Source organism: Arenimonas fontis (assembly GCF_008386465.1).
Lineage (GTDB): Bacteria > Pseudomonadota > Gammaproteobacteria > Xanthomonadales > Xanthomonadaceae > Arenimonas > Arenimonas fontis.
In genome coordinates this window covers 1-14,068 of sequence record NZ_VUOD01000002.1, presented here as the reverse complement: position 1 = coordinate 14,068, position 14,068 = coordinate 1, and the positions used below count along the sequence as shown (strand labels likewise).

14 protein-coding genes are annotated in these 14,068 nt (G+C 69.4%); 8 read left to right on the top strand and 6 right to left on the bottom strand.

The features are described 5' to 3' along the window. Positions 1 to 3: 3 nt before the first annotated feature. Entirely contained in the window at positions 4 to 951 is a 948-nt protein-coding gene (gene gluQRS, locus F0415_RS02340) for a tRNA glutamyl-Q(34) synthetase GluQRS (protein WP_149859601.1), read from the bottom strand. A gap of 67 nt (positions 952 to 1,018) precedes the next feature. On the opposite strand from gluQRS, the gene htpX reads away from it, so the two are divergent. Next, positions 1,019 to 1,900, top strand: coding sequence for a protease HtpX (gene htpX / locus F0415_RS02335; protein WP_149859600.1), 882 nt, complete (start codon positions 1,019 to 1,021; stop codon positions 1,898 to 1,900). A 37-nt stretch (positions 1,901 to 1,937) separates the two neighbouring features. Here the strand turns inward: htpX and F0415_RS02330 are convergent, their stop codons facing one another. Together F0415_RS02330 and epmB are read right to left on the bottom strand one after the other, a co-directional pair. Beyond that, positions 1,938 to 4,013, bottom strand: coding sequence for a GGDEF/EAL domain-containing response regulator (locus tag F0415_RS02330; protein ID WP_149859599.1), 2,076 nt, complete (start codon positions 4,011 to 4,013; stop codon positions 1,938 to 1,940). A gap of 82 nt (positions 4,014 to 4,095) precedes the next feature. After that, positions 4,096 to 5,121 carry an EF-P beta-lysylation protein EpmB gene (epmB, locus tag F0415_RS02325; protein ID WP_149859598.1) on the bottom strand — a complete coding sequence of 342 codons (1,026 nt, stop codon included), beginning with the start codon at positions 5,119 to 5,121 and terminating at the stop codon, positions 4,096 to 4,098. Between the two features lie 94 nt (positions 5,122 to 5,215). Here epmB and efp point away from each other — a divergent pair, with 94 nt between their 5' ends. The 6 genes from efp (at position 5,216) to folE2 (ending at position 10,348) form a co-directional block, all read left to right on the top strand. Beyond that, positions 5,216 to 5,782, top strand: a complete 567-nt coding sequence (efp, locus tag F0415_RS02320) for an elongation factor P (protein WP_149859597.1) — start codon at positions 5,216 to 5,218, stop codon at positions 5,780 to 5,782. 4 nt (positions 5,783 to 5,786) lie between these two features. Further along, the gene (locus tag F0415_RS02315; RefSeq protein ID WP_149859596.1) at positions 5,787 to 7,133 is read left to right on the top strand and encodes a TRZ/ATZ family hydrolase; all 1,347 of its coding nucleotides are present in this window, start codon (positions 5,787 to 5,789) and stop codon (positions 7,131 to 7,133) included. Further along, positions 7,130 to 7,840, top strand: coding sequence for a bifunctional 2-polyprenyl-6-hydroxyphenol methylase/3-demethylubiquinol 3-O-methyltransferase UbiG (ubiG, locus tag F0415_RS02310; RefSeq protein WP_149859595.1), 711 nt, complete (start codon positions 7,130 to 7,132; stop codon positions 7,838 to 7,840). Before F0415_RS02315 ends, ubiG begins: the two co-directional genes overlap by 4 nt. Further along, on the top strand, positions 7,837 to 8,505 hold the full coding sequence (gph, locus tag F0415_RS02305) for a phosphoglycolate phosphatase (protein WP_149859594.1): 669 nt from the start codon (positions 7,837 to 7,839) through the stop codon (positions 8,503 to 8,505). Before ubiG ends, gph begins: the two co-directional genes overlap by 4 nt. After that, entirely contained in the window at positions 8,502 to 9,272 is a 771-nt protein-coding gene (locus tag F0415_RS02300) for an isoprenoid biosynthesis enzyme family protein (protein WP_149859593.1), read from the top strand. The genes gph and F0415_RS02300 overlap by 4 nt, the downstream gene beginning before the upstream one ends. Positions 9,273 to 9,409: 137 nt before the next feature. After that, complete coding sequence (gene folE2, locus F0415_RS02295; protein ID WP_149859951.1) at positions 9,410 to 10,348, top strand: GTP cyclohydrolase FolE2; 939 nt, start codon at positions 9,410 to 9,412, stop codon at positions 10,346 to 10,348. A 13-nt stretch (positions 10,349 to 10,361) separates the two neighbouring features. Here the strand turns inward: folE2 and F0415_RS02290 are convergent, their stop codons facing one another. Genes F0415_RS02290 through yidD form a run of 3 tightly spaced genes read right to left on the bottom strand, consistent with a single transcriptional unit; the run spans position 10,362 to position 12,786 of the window. After that, positions 10,362 to 11,222, bottom strand: a complete 861-nt coding sequence (locus F0415_RS02290) for a M23 family metallopeptidase (RefSeq protein ID WP_149859592.1) — start codon at positions 11,220 to 11,222, stop codon at positions 10,362 to 10,364. Beyond that, positions 11,219 to 12,553: a dihydroorotase gene (locus tag F0415_RS02285; protein ID WP_149859591.1), complete on the bottom strand. Its 1,335-nt coding sequence runs from the start codon at positions 12,551 to 12,553 to the stop codon at positions 11,219 to 11,221. The genes F0415_RS02290 and F0415_RS02285 overlap by 4 nt, the downstream gene beginning before the upstream one ends. Further along, the gene (yidD, locus tag F0415_RS02280; protein ID WP_149859590.1) at positions 12,550 to 12,786 is read right to left on the bottom strand and encodes a membrane protein insertion efficiency factor YidD; all 237 of its coding nucleotides are present in this window, start codon (positions 12,784 to 12,786) and stop codon (positions 12,550 to 12,552) included. The genes F0415_RS02285 and yidD overlap by 4 nt, the downstream gene beginning before the upstream one ends. A 110-nt stretch (positions 12,787 to 12,896) precedes the next feature. Between yidD and dksA the strand changes: the two genes are divergently transcribed. Continuing rightward, entirely contained in the window at positions 12,897 to 13,814 is a 918-nt protein-coding gene (gene dksA / locus F0415_RS02275) for an RNA polymerase-binding protein DksA (RefSeq protein ID WP_149859589.1), read from the top strand. Positions 13,815 to 14,068: the final 254 nt, after the last annotated feature.

Here is a 14,068-nt window from a genome sequence, read left to right as displayed (position 1 = left end):
GGGTCATGCAAGCGGTTCGTGTCCGGGTTCCTGACCCTTTCGCGTTTTCGCCGCGTCAATCCTGCTGACGGGGCGACTGCTGCTTGGCAGGCGCGCCGGCTGGAACCATGGCAGGGCGCGCTCCAGGGCCTTCGCCGGGTCGCCGCTACGGGGCAGGGCGGCCGGATCCTGGCCGAGGAAGGTCCAGGCGGCGCGTAGCGCCGGCCAAGGCTCGTCCGCATCCACTGCCAGGGCTCCCAGCGACTTGCCCAGCTTGCGCCCGCGCTCGTCGAGCACCAGCGGCAGGTGCAGATAGGCGGGTGTCGGCAGGCCCAACTTGCGCTGCAGCAGGATCTGCCGGGGGGTGGAGTCGAGCAGGTCGGCGCCGCGCACCACCTCCGTGACTCCCTGGGCGGCATCGTCCACGACGACCGCCAACTGGTAGGCCCAGTAGCCGTCGGCACGGCGCAACACGACGTCGCCGACTTCCCGCGCCAGGTCCTGCTCGAACCGGCCTTGCAGGCCGTCATTGAAGCCGAGCCTGCCTTCGGTCACCCGCAGGCGCACGGCTGGCCGCCGCCCCGGCACCGGCCCGCGCAGGCACCGGCGGTGAATGCCGCCCGCGGACGCCAGATCGGCCCGGCTGCAGTGGCACTCGAAGGCATCACCAGCCGCGAGCAGGCGGGCCAGCGCCTCGGAGTAGGCCTCGTGACGCCGGCTTTGCCGCCAGACCTCGCCGTCGGGTTCCAGGCCGAAGGCGCGCAGCGTCGCCAACTGCCGCTCGGCGGCACCGGGAACTTCCCTGGGCGGATCGAGGTCTTCGATCCGGACCTTCCACGCACCGCCGCGCCAACGCGCCATCAGCCAGCTGCCCAGGGCCGCCACCAGCGAGCCGAAATGCAGCGGCCCCGTGGGCGAGGGCGCGAAACGCCCGACCGGGCGGACCTGGGTATCCGGCGACTTGAAATTCACGCCGGAAGCCTACAGTGAAGGCCCCGGCGGCGGAATCGCCTGCATAGTGACCCGAATGGAGCAGACCATGTTCAAGCGTATCGCCCTGTTCCTTGCCACCAACCTCGCCGTGCTGGCGCTGGTCAGCATCGTGTTGAGCGTGCTGAGTGCGGCCGGCGTGAACCTGGGCGACAACGGCACCCTGCTGCTGTTCGCCGCCCTGTTCGGCTTCGGCGGTGCCTTGTTCTCCCTGGCCATCTCCAAGTGGGTGGCCAAGCGCATGACGGGCATGTACGTGATCGGCCAGCCGCGCAACGAAGCCGAGGCCTGGCTGCTGGCGACGGTGCGCCGGCAGGCCGAGGCAGCCGGTATCGCCATGCCCGAGGTCGGCATCTACGATGCTCCGGAGATCAACGCCTTCGCCACCGGCCCCAGCCGCAACAACTCCCTGGTGGCGGTGTCCACCGGCCTGCTGCGGGCGATGAACCGGGACGAGGCCGAGGCGGTGCTGGCGCACGAGGTCAGCCACGTCGCCAACGGCGACATGGTGACCATGGCCCTGATCCAGGGCGTGCTCAACACTTTCGTGATCCTGCTGGCCCGGGTGGTCGGCCGGGTCGTGGACGCCTGGCTAAGCGGCGGTCGCAACGAGGGCCCGGGCCTGGCCTATTACCTGATCGTGTTCGTGCTGGAGATGGTGTTCGGGCTGATCGCCTCGGTGATCGCCATGTGGTTCAGCCGCTGGCGCGAGTTCCGCGCCGATGCCGGCGGCGCCCGTCTGGCCGGGCGCGACAAGATGATCGCCGCCTTGCAGCGGCTGGCCCAGAACTACGGGCAGAGCACCCTGCCCAACGAGGTGCGTGCCTTCGGCATCTCCGGTGGCGTCGCCGGCGGCCTGCGCCGCCTGTTCATGAGCCACCCGCCCCTGGCCGAACGCATCCAGGCCCTGCGCGAGTCCGCGGAAGTCTGACGGAGAGGCTCCCGGCGCGGGTTTGCGCGGACGAAAATCAGCCGAAGTCGTAGTTCATCTGCGGGCCGGCGGGGGCGAGGAAGTTTCCTTCGACGAAGTCCACGCCCATGCCGAACAGTACGCTCATGGTGGCCGCGTCGGAGACGAACTCGGCCAACGCCAGCTTGCCGGCCGCGTGAGCCTTCTCGACGATGCCGCGCACCTGTTTCTGGATCTCGGCGTTCTTGCCCAGCTCGGTGATGAAACTGCGGTCGATTTTCAGGATGGCGGCATCTATGTGGCTGAGCATCTGGAACGAGTTCAGGCCGGTGCCGAACTGTTCCAGCGCCACCCGGCAGCCCAGGGCCGAGACCGACTTCTGGAAGGACTGCAGCGCCTTGAGGTGGGTGAATACCTTGGACTCGGGGATCTGCAGCACCAGGCGTTGCCCGGCCACGCCATGGGCCTTGAGCTGCTCGGCGATATGCTTCTCCAGCCCGCCTTCGACCAGCGAAGCCGGGGTGATCTTGACGAACAGGTTGGTGGTCTTGCCGGCCTTGCCGCGTTCGGCGATCACCTGCACGGCATGGGCGATCACCCAGCGGTCGATGTCGTCCAGCAGGCCGTGTTCCTCGGCGATGCTCAGGTAGGTCATCGGCGGAATCACTTCGCCGCCAGGCCCTTTCATGCGCAGGTAGACGTCGTAGTTCTCTTCCTCGCCACCCGCCAGGCTGATGATCGGCTGGTAGTGCAGGACGAACTGGTCGGTGGCGAGGGCTTCGCGGATCCGCTGCACCCAGGCCTGGATGCGCTCCTCCTCGGCGCGGTCGCGCGCGGCCGGATCGAAGATCTCGATGCGGTTGCCGCCCATGCCGGCGCTGGAGTTCAGGCATTGTCCGGCCTTGCCCATCACCTGCGAGACCGAGGCGATCTTCTCGCCGATCTGGACGCCGCCGATGCTGACGCTCAGGTTCACCGAACGCTCGCCCAGCTCGAGGATATGGCTGTTGAAGGCGTCGCGGATGCGTTCGGCCTGGGCCTGGCTGTGCTTGTGGTCGTGTTGCAGGCAGAGCACGGCGAAGCTGTGGTCGCCCATGCGCGCCGCCAGGGTCTGTTCGTCCAGGGCCGAGGCCAGGCGCTCGGCACAGCCCTTGACCAGGTCGTCGGCGGCGGCCAGGCCGATTTCGCCGATCAGGTTCTCGTAATGGTCGGGTTCGATCAGCAGTAGCGCCTGCTGGCCCTTGCCCTCGGCGGCGCGGGCGACCGCGGCCTCGAGCTCGGTCATGAAGTGCTGGCGGTTGAACAGGCCGGTCAGGGCATCACGCTGGCGCAGCGTGTCCAGTTCCTTGGCCAGGTTCGGGTCCACGGTCTGTTGCCGGAACACGATCTGCAGGCAGGGTTCGCCCTCGTAGGTGGCTGGCGTGAACTCCATCACCGCGTCGAAGGTGCTGCCGTCGGCGCGCTGTGCCTGCAGCTCGAGCTGGCGCGGCGGCGCCTCGCCCTTGCTCAGCCGCTTGAGCAGCTGCCGGAACTGGTCGGCATGTTGCGGCGCCACCAGGTCCAGCACGGTCAGCCCTTCGATCTCTTCGAAGTCCTCGAAGCCGAACATCTCCAGGTAGGCGTCGTTGGCGCGGATGTGCATGCCCTCGTGCACGTAGGCGATCGGGTCGCGCGACGAGGCGATCAGGGCGTCGCAGCGGCGTTCGGTCTCGCGCAGGGAAGCTTCCAGCTGGCGCAGGCTGCGCCGGGCCAGCAGGGCGTTGAACTCGCTGCGCACCACCGCCTGCACGTGTTCGGCGTGGTTGCGCAGGCAGATGTCGCGGGTGCCGGCCTTCAGCGCGGCCAGCACGGTCTTGTCGTCCAGGGTGGTGACCGAGGCCAGCACCGGTATGTCCTTGCCGGTGGCGGTGACCCGCTCCACCACGGTGGCCAGGGGCAGGTACTTGGCCTCGAACGAGGCCAGCACCAGGTCGATGCTCTGGTTGGCGAGCAGTTCCACCAGTTCCTCATCGGATTCCGGCCGCTGCGGGCGCACGGCCATGCCGCCATTGCGCAGGTGGCTGATGAGCTGCTCCGCGTCTTCGAGACGGTCCTCGACCAGGAGCAGACGGATCACGGCGTCCTGCTGCGGCATCCAGGGGCACTCCTTTTGCTATCAAGGGCTTGCGCGGGGGGATTGAGACAATACCAGAATGTCGGGGCGGCGCCAGCGTCCCTCAGAGCGGGACTTTGGCCGGGGCGCCGGCGACCTCCCGGACCAGCCTCGGCACGAGGTAGCCGGGCAAACGGGCCGCCAGGCCGGCATGCAGGGCCCGGGCCTCGTCGTCGGGCACCTCGAAATGGGCGGTGCCGGCCACCCGGTCCAGCTGGTGCAGGTAGTAAGGCAGCACTCCGGCCTGGAACAGGCGTTCGGACAAGGCCGCCAGGGCTTCGACGCTGTCGTTGACCCCACGCAGCAACACCGCCTGGTTGAGCAGGGTGGCTCCGGCCTCGCGCAGTCCGGCCAGAGCGCGGTCAACGCCGGCATCCAGTTCGTTGGCGTGGTTGGCGTGGATCACCACCACCACCTGCCGGGGCTGGCCGGCCAGCCAGTCCAGCAGCTCCGTGTCGACGCGTTCGGGCAGCACCACCGGCAAGCGGGTATGCAGGCGCAGGCGTCGGACATGGGGCAGGGCGGCCAGGCCGCGGGTGAACTCGGCCAGTTTGCCGGTGGCCAGGGACAGCGGGTCGCCGCCGGAAAGCAGCACTTCGTCCACCTCCGGATGCGCGGCCAGGTAGTCCAGGGCCTCGCGCCAGCGGCCGGCGGCGGCGGTCTGGTCGGCGTAGGGGAAATGCCGGCGGAAGCAGTAGCGGCAGTGGATGGCGCAACTGCCGGTGGCCACCAGGAGGGCGCGACCCCGGTACTTGTGCAGTACGCCGGTGGCGCCGCCGGCCGCCAGGTCGCCAACGGCATCGTGCACGAAACCCGGCACCGGCCGGTCTTCCTCGTCCAGGGGCAGCACCTGGCGCAGCAGCGGGTCGTCCGGGTCGCCCTTGCGCATCCGGGCCACGAAACCGCGCGGCACCCGCAGCGGGAACTGCCCGGCGGCGGCGGCCGACACCCGCGCGGCCAGACCGGGCAGTTCGAGAGTGCGCAGCAGTTCGGCCGGCTCACGTACGGCCTGACGCCAGGCCAGGCGCCAGTCGCTGGCGCCGGCCTCGGACGTCGTGAGCTGCGGAGCGAGGGGCGGGGCGGGTATCATGTCGGGCTCCGGAACGGCCCGGCGGGCCGTCTGGGCCCCACATTCTAAAGCCTGGCCGTCCGCCGCGGCGGCCACGATACCGCAGGAGCTACGCATGGCCAGCTATGGCATGAACGACGTCAAGAAGGGCATGAAGATCATCGTTAACGGCGAGCCGTGCGTGATCACCGACACCGAGTACGTCAAGCCGGGCAAGGGCCAGGCCTTCACTCGCGTGCAGTACCGCTACATCAAGTCCGGTCGGGTGCAGGAAATCACCCTCAAATCCACCGATTCGGTCGAAGCGGCCGACGTGGTGGATACCGACATGCAGTTCCTCTATTCCGACGGCGAGTTCTGGCATTTCATGCAGCAGGAGACCTTCGAGCAGGTGCAGGCCGACAAGAACGGCGTCGGCGATGCCGCCAAGTGGCTCAAGGGCGAGGAGCCCTGCGTGGTCACCCTGTGGAACGGCACGCCGATCGCGGTCACCCCGCCCAACTTCGTCGAGCTCAAGGTGGTCGAGACCGACCCCGGCCTGCGCGGCGACACCTCCGGTGGCGGCGGCAAGCCGGCCACCCTGGAAACCGGTGCCGTGGTGCGGGTTCCCCTGTTCGTAAACCAGGACGAGGTGATCAAGGTGGACACCCGCTCCGGCGAATACGTCTCGAGGGTGAAGTGAGGGCATGGCCGGGGCGCCCGCGCAGGAAAGCTGCGACCTGCTGATCGAGGCCGGCTGGGTCGTCCCGGTCGAACCGCATGGCCTGGTCCTGACCGACCACGCCGTGGCCGTGCGTGGGGGGCGCATCCTGGCCTTGATGCCGAGCGGGCAGGCCCGCGAACGTTTCCAGCCGGTCGAGCGGGTTGTCCACCCGGACGGGGTGCTGATTCCGGGCCTGGTCAATGCCCACTGCCACAATCCCATGACCCTGCTGCGCGGGGTCGCCGACGACCTGCCGCTGATGACCTGGCTGCAGGAACACATCTGGCCGATCGAGGGCCAGGTGATAGGCCCGGACTTCGTCGCCGACGGTATCGAGCTGGCGGTGGCGGAAATGCTGCGCGGCGGCATCACCGCCTGCGCCGAGAACTACTTTTTCCCGGACGCCCAGGCCAGCACCTATTCGCGCCTGGGCTTCCGCGCACTGGTCGGCTTGCCGGTGATCGATTTCCCGACCGCCTGGGCCCGCACCCAGGACGAGTACTTCGACAAGGCCCTGGAAGTGCACGACAACTGGCGGCGCGATGCGACCGTTTCCCTGTGTTTCGTGCCGCACGCGCCCTACACGGTCAGTGACGCGGGTTTCGAGCGCATCCGCATGTTGGCCGACCAGCTCGACCTGGTGGTGCATTGCCATATCCATGAGACCGCACACGAGAACATCGAGGCGCTGCAGAAGCACGGCATGCGCCAGCTGGCCCGGCTGGAGCGCCTGGGTCTGGTCAACGACCGGCTGATGGCCGTGCACATGACCGATCTCAACGAGCAGGAGATTGCCCTGTGCGCCAACCGCGGCGTCTCGGTGGTGCATTGTCCGGAATCCAATCTCAAGCTGGCCTCGGGCTTCTGCCCCAGCGCGAAGCTGCTGGCCGCCGGCGTCAACCTGGCGATCGGCACCGACGGTTGCGCCAGCAACAACGATCTGGACATGTTCGGCGAAATGCGAACTGCGGCCCTGCTGGCCAAGGGGGTCAGCGGCGACGCCTCGGCCATGGACGCCGCCAGCGCCCTGCGTGCCGCCACCCTCGGCGGCGCCCGCGCCATGGGCCTGGGCGAGCAGATCGGATCGATCGAGCCCGGAAAGTGGGCCGACCTGACCATGGTGGACCTGAGCCCGCTGGAAACCCAGCCGCTGCACCACGTGGTGTCGCAGCTGGTTTACGCCACCGGCAGGCACCAGGTCAGCGAGGTCTGGACCGCCGGCCGCCTGCGCCTGCGCGAAGGCCGCCTGCTGGACATCGACGTCGAAACCCTGCGCGCCAAGGCGCGCCGCTGGCGCGAGCGCATCGCGGCGATTCCGGGGGGCGCGTGAGGCGCGTCCAGGCCAATGCCAGTCCGGCCGAGCTGCAGAAGTTCGGCGCCCTGGCCGCCCGCTGGTGGGACCCACAGGGCCCGCAGCGGCCGTTGCACGAACTCAACCCGGCCCGCCTGGCTTATGTGCGCCGGCATGTGGATCTGGCCGGTGCTCGCGTGCTCGATCTGGGCTGCGGCGGTGGACTGCTCAGTGAGGCGATGGCCCGCGAAGGCGCGCGCGTGGTCGGCGCCGACCTGTCGCCCGACCTGGTGGATGTGGCGAAGCTGCACCTGCTGGAATCGGGTCTGGAAGTGGACTACCGGCTGGCCTCAGCGGAAGATCTTGCGGCGGCGGAGCCCGCGAGCTTTGACGCCATCGCCTGCATGGAGATGCTCGAGCACGTACCCGACCCTGGCTCGGTGCTGCGCGCCTGCGCGGCCCTGCTAAAGCCCGGCGGCCGCCTGGTCCTGTCCACGCTCAACCGCACGCCGGCGGCCTTCGCCCTGGCCATCGTCGGCGCCGAATATCTGGCCCGGCTGTTGCCGCGAGGCACCCACCACTACAAGCAGTTCATCCGTCCTTCGGAGCTGGCGGCCTGGTTGCGGGCGGCCGGCCTGCAGCTGGAGGACGTCAGCGGCCTGCACTACGACCCGCTGCGCCGGCGCGCCTCGGTTGGCGGCCATACCGCGGTGAACTACCTGGCCTGCGCGGTGAGGCCGGCATGACTGGCGGCAATGGCCGGCTGCAGGCCGTGCTGTTCGACCTCGACGGCACCCTGGTGGACAGCGCGCCCGACCTCTGCGACGCGATGAACCGGGTGATGCGCCGCCTGGGGCGCGCGGAAGTGGCGGAATCGCGCCTGCGCCAGGTGGTCTCCAAGGGCGGCCGGGCCATGCTGGCGGTGGCGGCGCCCGACCTGACCGAGGCCGAGCGCGAAGCCCTGCTGCCGGAATTCCTGCAGGAATACTCCAAGGCCCTTGCCGAACGCAGCACCCTGTTCGACGGCATCACCGACCTGCTGGCCGCGATCGAGGGACGGGGGCTGCGCTGGGGCATCGTCACCAACAAGCCCGGCTGGCTGGCCGAGGGCGTGGTCGAGGGCTTCGGCTGGGGCAGGCGCTGCGCCGTGCTAGTGGCCGGCGATACCTTGCCGAGCCGCAAGCCGGATCCGGCCACCCTGTTATTCGCTTGCGAACGTCTGGCCATCGCTCCGGACCAGGCCCTGTATGTCGGCGACGACCTGCGCGATGTGCAGGCGGCGCGGGCGGCCGGCATGCCGGTGGCGACGGCCTTGTGGGGATACCGCGAGGACGGCGAGGATCCGCGCGCCTGGGGCGCCGACCTCGATTGCGAAACCGCCCGCGAGCTGATCGGACACCTGCCGGCATGAGCGCGCGCACGCCCGACCACGGTGCCTTGGACCATTTCGTGGCCAAATGGCAGCGGCGCGAACCGGAGATGGCACTGGCCGAACCGTTCTGTCCATCGGCCGAGCGCCTGCGCTTCCGTGCCTGGGGAGCCCTGGTGCACGAGTTGCGTGAGGCCGTTTTCGAGCTCAGCGATCCCGCGGTGACCGCCGCCAAGAGTCGCTGGTGGGCCGAGGAGCTGCTGGCCTTGGCCGACGGGCAGGGCAGGCACCCGCTGGCGGCGGCACTGCAGGAGGCGGCGGTGCCATGGCCGGCCCTGGCCTCGGCCGTGCTTGCCACCGCCACCGCGGAAGCCGGCCGGCCCGGCGACACCGCAGCAGCCCTGGCCCAGCTCAGGCCCCTGGCCGAAGCCCTGGCGAACGCCGAGGCCGCCCTGTTCGGTGCCGAGGTCGGCGACGCCGGGGCCGTTGCAGTGCACTTGCTGCTGCATCGCTTGCCCGAAGGGCTCGGGGCCGAGGACCAGGCGCGGTTGCCGCTGCATCTGCTCGCGCGGCATGGCCTGGACGCCAGTGCGGTGGCGGCAGGGCGTGGTGGCGCCCTGTTGCGCGATTGGGGCCGGGAGCTGCAGGCGGTACTGCCGTCCCCGAAGCCCGGCCAGGCCCTGTTCCGGCGCCTGCGCACCGGCTTCGATCGGGCCAGGCTGGGACGCCTGGCGCGTGGGCCGCGTTTCGATGCTCCGGCAGCCCTGCCCACCGTACTTCGGGCCTGGCGCCTGGCACGGGCACGCTGAGACGGACCGTTGCGTCCCGTTCCGTGCCCGACGCCGCGACTTGACGTAGCCTGCACCCGCCAACACCTAGCCTGAGACCGTTCTTTCACAGGAGAGTCGCCGTGGCCCCGACCAATCAAGACAATGCCGCCCGGGTGATGCCCGACGTTGCCGCCGACGCGCGTCCGGCTCAGGCCGGGCTGCTGGATTGGGTGGGCATGGGCGAGATCGAGATGCCCGTCGTCCTGAATGGAGACGATGGCCGTCCGGTGGGCAGCGGCGCCCGGGTCAATGCCTTCGTCAACCTGACCCGGCCCGAGGTCCGCGGCATCCACATGTCGCGGCTGTACCTGCATGTGGACAGGGCGCTGTCGGCCGAGCCGCTGACACCCTGTTCGCTGCGCAGGCTGCTGCGCGACTTCCTGGATTCCCATGCCGAGCTCAGCGACCGTGCCATGGTGTCGATCCGTTTCGAGCACCTGGTGCGCCGGCCAGCCCTGGCCAGCGAGAACAGTGGCTGGCGCGCCTACCCCGTGCGCCTGACCGGCGTCATGGAGCGAGGCCATTTCGCCCTGGAGCTGGCCGTGGAAGTCACCTATTCCAGTACCTGTCCCTGTTCGGCGGCCTTGGCCCGGCAGCTGATCCAGGAGCAGTTCCAGGCCGATTTTGCCGATGGCGCGCCCCTGGATCGCGAAGCCGTGTTGGCCTGGCTGGGCAGTGAACGCGGTATCCGCGCCACGCCGCACAGCCAGCGCAGCCTGGCCGAAGTGAAGGTACGGCTGGTGCCGTCCTTCCGGGATTTCCCGATCGTGGCCCTGATCGACCGGGTCGAGCAGGCCTTGCGTACGCCAGTGCAGACTGCGGTGAAGCGGGCCGACGAGCAGGCCTTCGCCCTGCTCAATGGCCAGAACCTGATGTTTTGCGAGGACGCTGCCCGGCGCATCCAGGCCGCCCTGGCGCAGGACGAGCGGATCAGCGATTTCTGGGCCCGGGTGGTCCACCAGGAGAGCCTGCATCCGCACGACGCCGTTGCCGTCACCAGCAAGGGTCTGCCCGGCGGCTACAGCGCGGTGCCGGAGGGACTGTTGCCGCGCTGAGCGCGGCGGGCCTTCACCTCGCCGGCCGGTTCTCGCCCGGGTCCACCAGGGTCTGCGGGTCCACCCGCACGTCGAACCAGTTCACGCCCCAGTGCATGTGCGGGCCGGTGGCCCGGCCGGTGGCACCAACCGCGCCGATCACCTGGCCGGCCTCGACCCGGTCGCCGACCTTCACGTCGAGGCGGCTGAGGTGCAGGAAGTTCGAGCTGACGCCATGGCCGTGGTCTATCAGCACGGTGCCGCCGGTCAGGTAGAGATCGGGCCTGGCGAAGGTGACGATGCCCGGCGCCGGCGCCCGGACCGGGGTGCCGGCCGGCGCGGCCACGTCCAGTCCGGAGTGCGGCGAGCGCGGCGTGCCGTTGTAGATGCGCTGGCTGCCGTAGACGCCGCTGACACGGCCGGTCACCGGCCAGCGGAAGCCGGTGGCGAAGTCGCTGCGTGGGTCGTCGCGTTCGCGCGCAGCGGCCACGTCGGCCTGCTCGCGGGCGATGCGGGCGGCGATCTCCGGATCCGGCGTCACGGTCTGCTGGGGCACGCCGTCCACGCGCTCGATCTTCCATTCGCGCGCCAGCACCCGCAGGCTCACTGTCTCGACGGCACCGTCCGGCCAGGTGATGTCCAGGCGCAGCGGGCCGCTTTCGTCGCGGCCGACCCCGAACACGAAACGGCCGTGGCCGTCCACGCGCAGCTCGCGGCCGGCGTAGTGCACGCGCGCCCCCGGCGCCGTAGTGCCGATCACCAGGTCGCCCTGGCGCACCTGCCGGGGCAGGTCGGTGCGCCGGTCCGATGCCGGCGCCGGCGTCGCCAGCAGGGCCGCCAGCAGGGCCAATACGCCAGCCAGCATCGGCAGGCGGCGTTCCGCCGTGGCCTTCATCGGGCGAAGGCGAGGCGCTGTCCGTTCGGCGCGCCGACCAGCTGCCGGCCGTCCCAGGCCAGCCGGCCGTTCACCCAGGTGGCCGCCACCCGCGAGCGGAACTGCCGGCCCTCGAACGGCGACCAGCCGCAGCGCGACAGCACCTGGTCGCGTTCGCGCGTCCAGGGCGCATCCGGCTGCACCAGGGTCAGGTCGGCGTACCAGCCTTCGCGCAGAAAGCCGCGCTCGGCGATCGAGAATCGCAGCGCCGGGGCGTGGCAGATCTTCTTCACCAGGTGCGGCAGGTCGAAATGGCCCTCGTGCACCTTCTCCAGCGCCGCCACCAGGAAGTCCTGGACCAGTGGCAGACCGGAAGGCGCGCCCAGATAGGGCTGCTGCTTCTCTTCCAGGGTGTGCGGCGCGTGGTCGGTGGCCAGCACGTCCACCCGGTCCTCGGCCAGGGCCTTGATGATCGCCGCGCGGTCCGAGACCTCCTTGATCGAGGGATTGCACTTGATGAAGTTGCCGAGGCGGGCGTAGTCGGGCCTGGCGAAATGCAGGAAATGCACGCAAGTCTCGGCCGTGATCAGCTTGTCCTCGACCGGGCCGGGTTCGAACAGCTGCAGTTCCTCGGCGGTGCTGATGTGCAGTACGTGCAGGCGGCTACCGTGCCGGCGCGCCAGTTCCAGGGCGAGCTTGGTGGACTTGATGCAGGCCTCGCGCGAGCGGATCTCGGCGTGCAGGTCCACCGGGACGTCGTCGCCGTACTTCTGCCGGGCCTTGGCCATCTCGGCGTCGATCATCGGCGTGTCCTCGCAGTGCGTGATGATCGGAACCGGGCATTCGCGGAACATCGCGTCCAGGATGGCTGGATCGTCCACCAGCATGTTGCCAGTGGATGCGCCCATGAAGATCTTCAGGCCGGGCGTGCTTTTCGGGTCGATGCGCTTGACGTTTTCGAGGTTGTCGTTGCTGGCGCCGAAGTAGAAGCCGAAATTGGCCCTGGCCCGGCCGGCGGCACGCCGGTACTTGTCCTCCAGCGCCTCGTTGTCGAGCGTCGGAGGGCGGGTGTTGGGCATTTCCAGGAAGCTGGTGACACCGCCGGCCACCGCCGCCGCCGGTTCGGTATCCAGGTTGCCCTTGTGCTCCATGCCAGGCTCGCGGAAATGCACCTGCGCGTCGATCACGCCGGGCAGCAGCCAGTGGCCGCCGGCGTCATGGACCGGTTCGCCGGGCAGGGCGGTCAGGCCGGGGCCGATCTCGTCGATGCGGTCGCCACGGACCCGCAGGTCGGCCTCGAACATCCGGCCTTCGTTGACCAGGGTGGCGTTCTTGATCAGGAAAGAGTTCATGGTTTCCTTTCCGGGGGCCAGACCTCGGGAACCGGATCCAGGCCGCCTTCATTGAGGGGATGGCAGCGGCCGACGCGGCGCAGGCCCAACCAGCCACCGCGCAAGACGCCGAAACGGTCCACGGCCTGCATGGTGTACTCGGAGCAGCTGGGATGGAAGCGGCAGCGCTGGCCCAGCAAAGGGCTGATGAAGCGCTTGTATGCGCGCAGCAGGGTGAGGACGAGGGCTTTCACGAAAGTGCCGATTGCGCCGGCAAGGCCACCGGCATAAGGTTGCCGCTCGGGGGGGACTAGGCTATAACACGCCGCCTTCCTGCCTCAAGGAATAGAGAGGAAAAGCCGTAGTGGCCGCCAAGAAAACCGCAAAGAAGGCCGCCAAGCCGGCGGCCGCCAGAAAGACCGCCAAGGCCACCAGGCCGGTGGCGAAGAAGCCGGTGTCCAAGACCAGGCCGGCGAAACTCGCAAAGCCAGCGCCGAAGAAGGTTGCCAGGCCGGCGCCCAAGAAGGCTGCCAAGCCCGCCAGGGCGGCCAAGCCGGCGGCGAAGAAGGTCGCCAGGCCCGCCAAGCCAGCGGTGAAGAAGGCCGCCAAGCCCGCCAAGGCCGCCACGTCGGCGGCAAAGAAGCTCGCGAAGGCCGCCACGCCCGCGGCGAAGAAGGCCGCCAAGGCCGCCCGGCCGGCCCCTGTCCAGACCGCGCCGGCGGCCAGGCCGACACCGGCCCAGGCGGTGCCCGCGCCGAAGCCGGCGCCCGCCGCCAAGCCGGCAGCGCGCCGTGGCGACGGCGTGCGGGCCGGTTACGTCAAGCCGGCCGAGCCGCGCCTGGAACGCATCAAGACGGTGCCGCTGCGGGCTCCGGTCGAGTTGCCGCCGGGTTATCGGCCCAGCCCGGACGAGGAGTACATGAACCCGATGCAGCTGGAGTATTTCCGCCGCCGTCTCCTGCAGTGGAAGGAGGAGCTGGTGGAAGAGTCCAAGCAGACGATCGAGAACCTCAAGGAGGAAGTGCGCGACGTCGGTGACGAGGCCGAGCGCGCCAGCCGCGAGTCGGAGAACAGCCTGGAGCTGCGTACCCGCGATCGCTACCGCAAGCTGATCAACAAGATTGACAGCACGCTCAAGCGCATCGAGGACGGTACCTACGGTTACTGCGTGGACACCGGCGAGGAAATCGGCCTGGAGCGCCTGGAAGCCCGCCTGACCGCGGAACGCACCATCGATGCCCAGGAGCGCTGGGAACACCGCCAGCGGCAGATGGGCGAGTAACCTGCCCGGACCGCTCACCGCAAGGCCCCGGGATACCCCAGCCGTTAAGTTAACGTGTTGAAACGCTGGCCGTATTGCGGTGCCGACAAATCCCCCAAAGTCGATCCTGACTTTGGGGGATCTTTTTTGGTTCTTCTCCCAACTGAGGGGAGAGAGGCGCACGGCCGACCCGGCAGAATTGTTGTTCTCGAGGCAACAAAACGGGGCCGGCCGTGGCCGAAGTGGATTGTATGTCCCAGCTGGGTGGCTGGAAG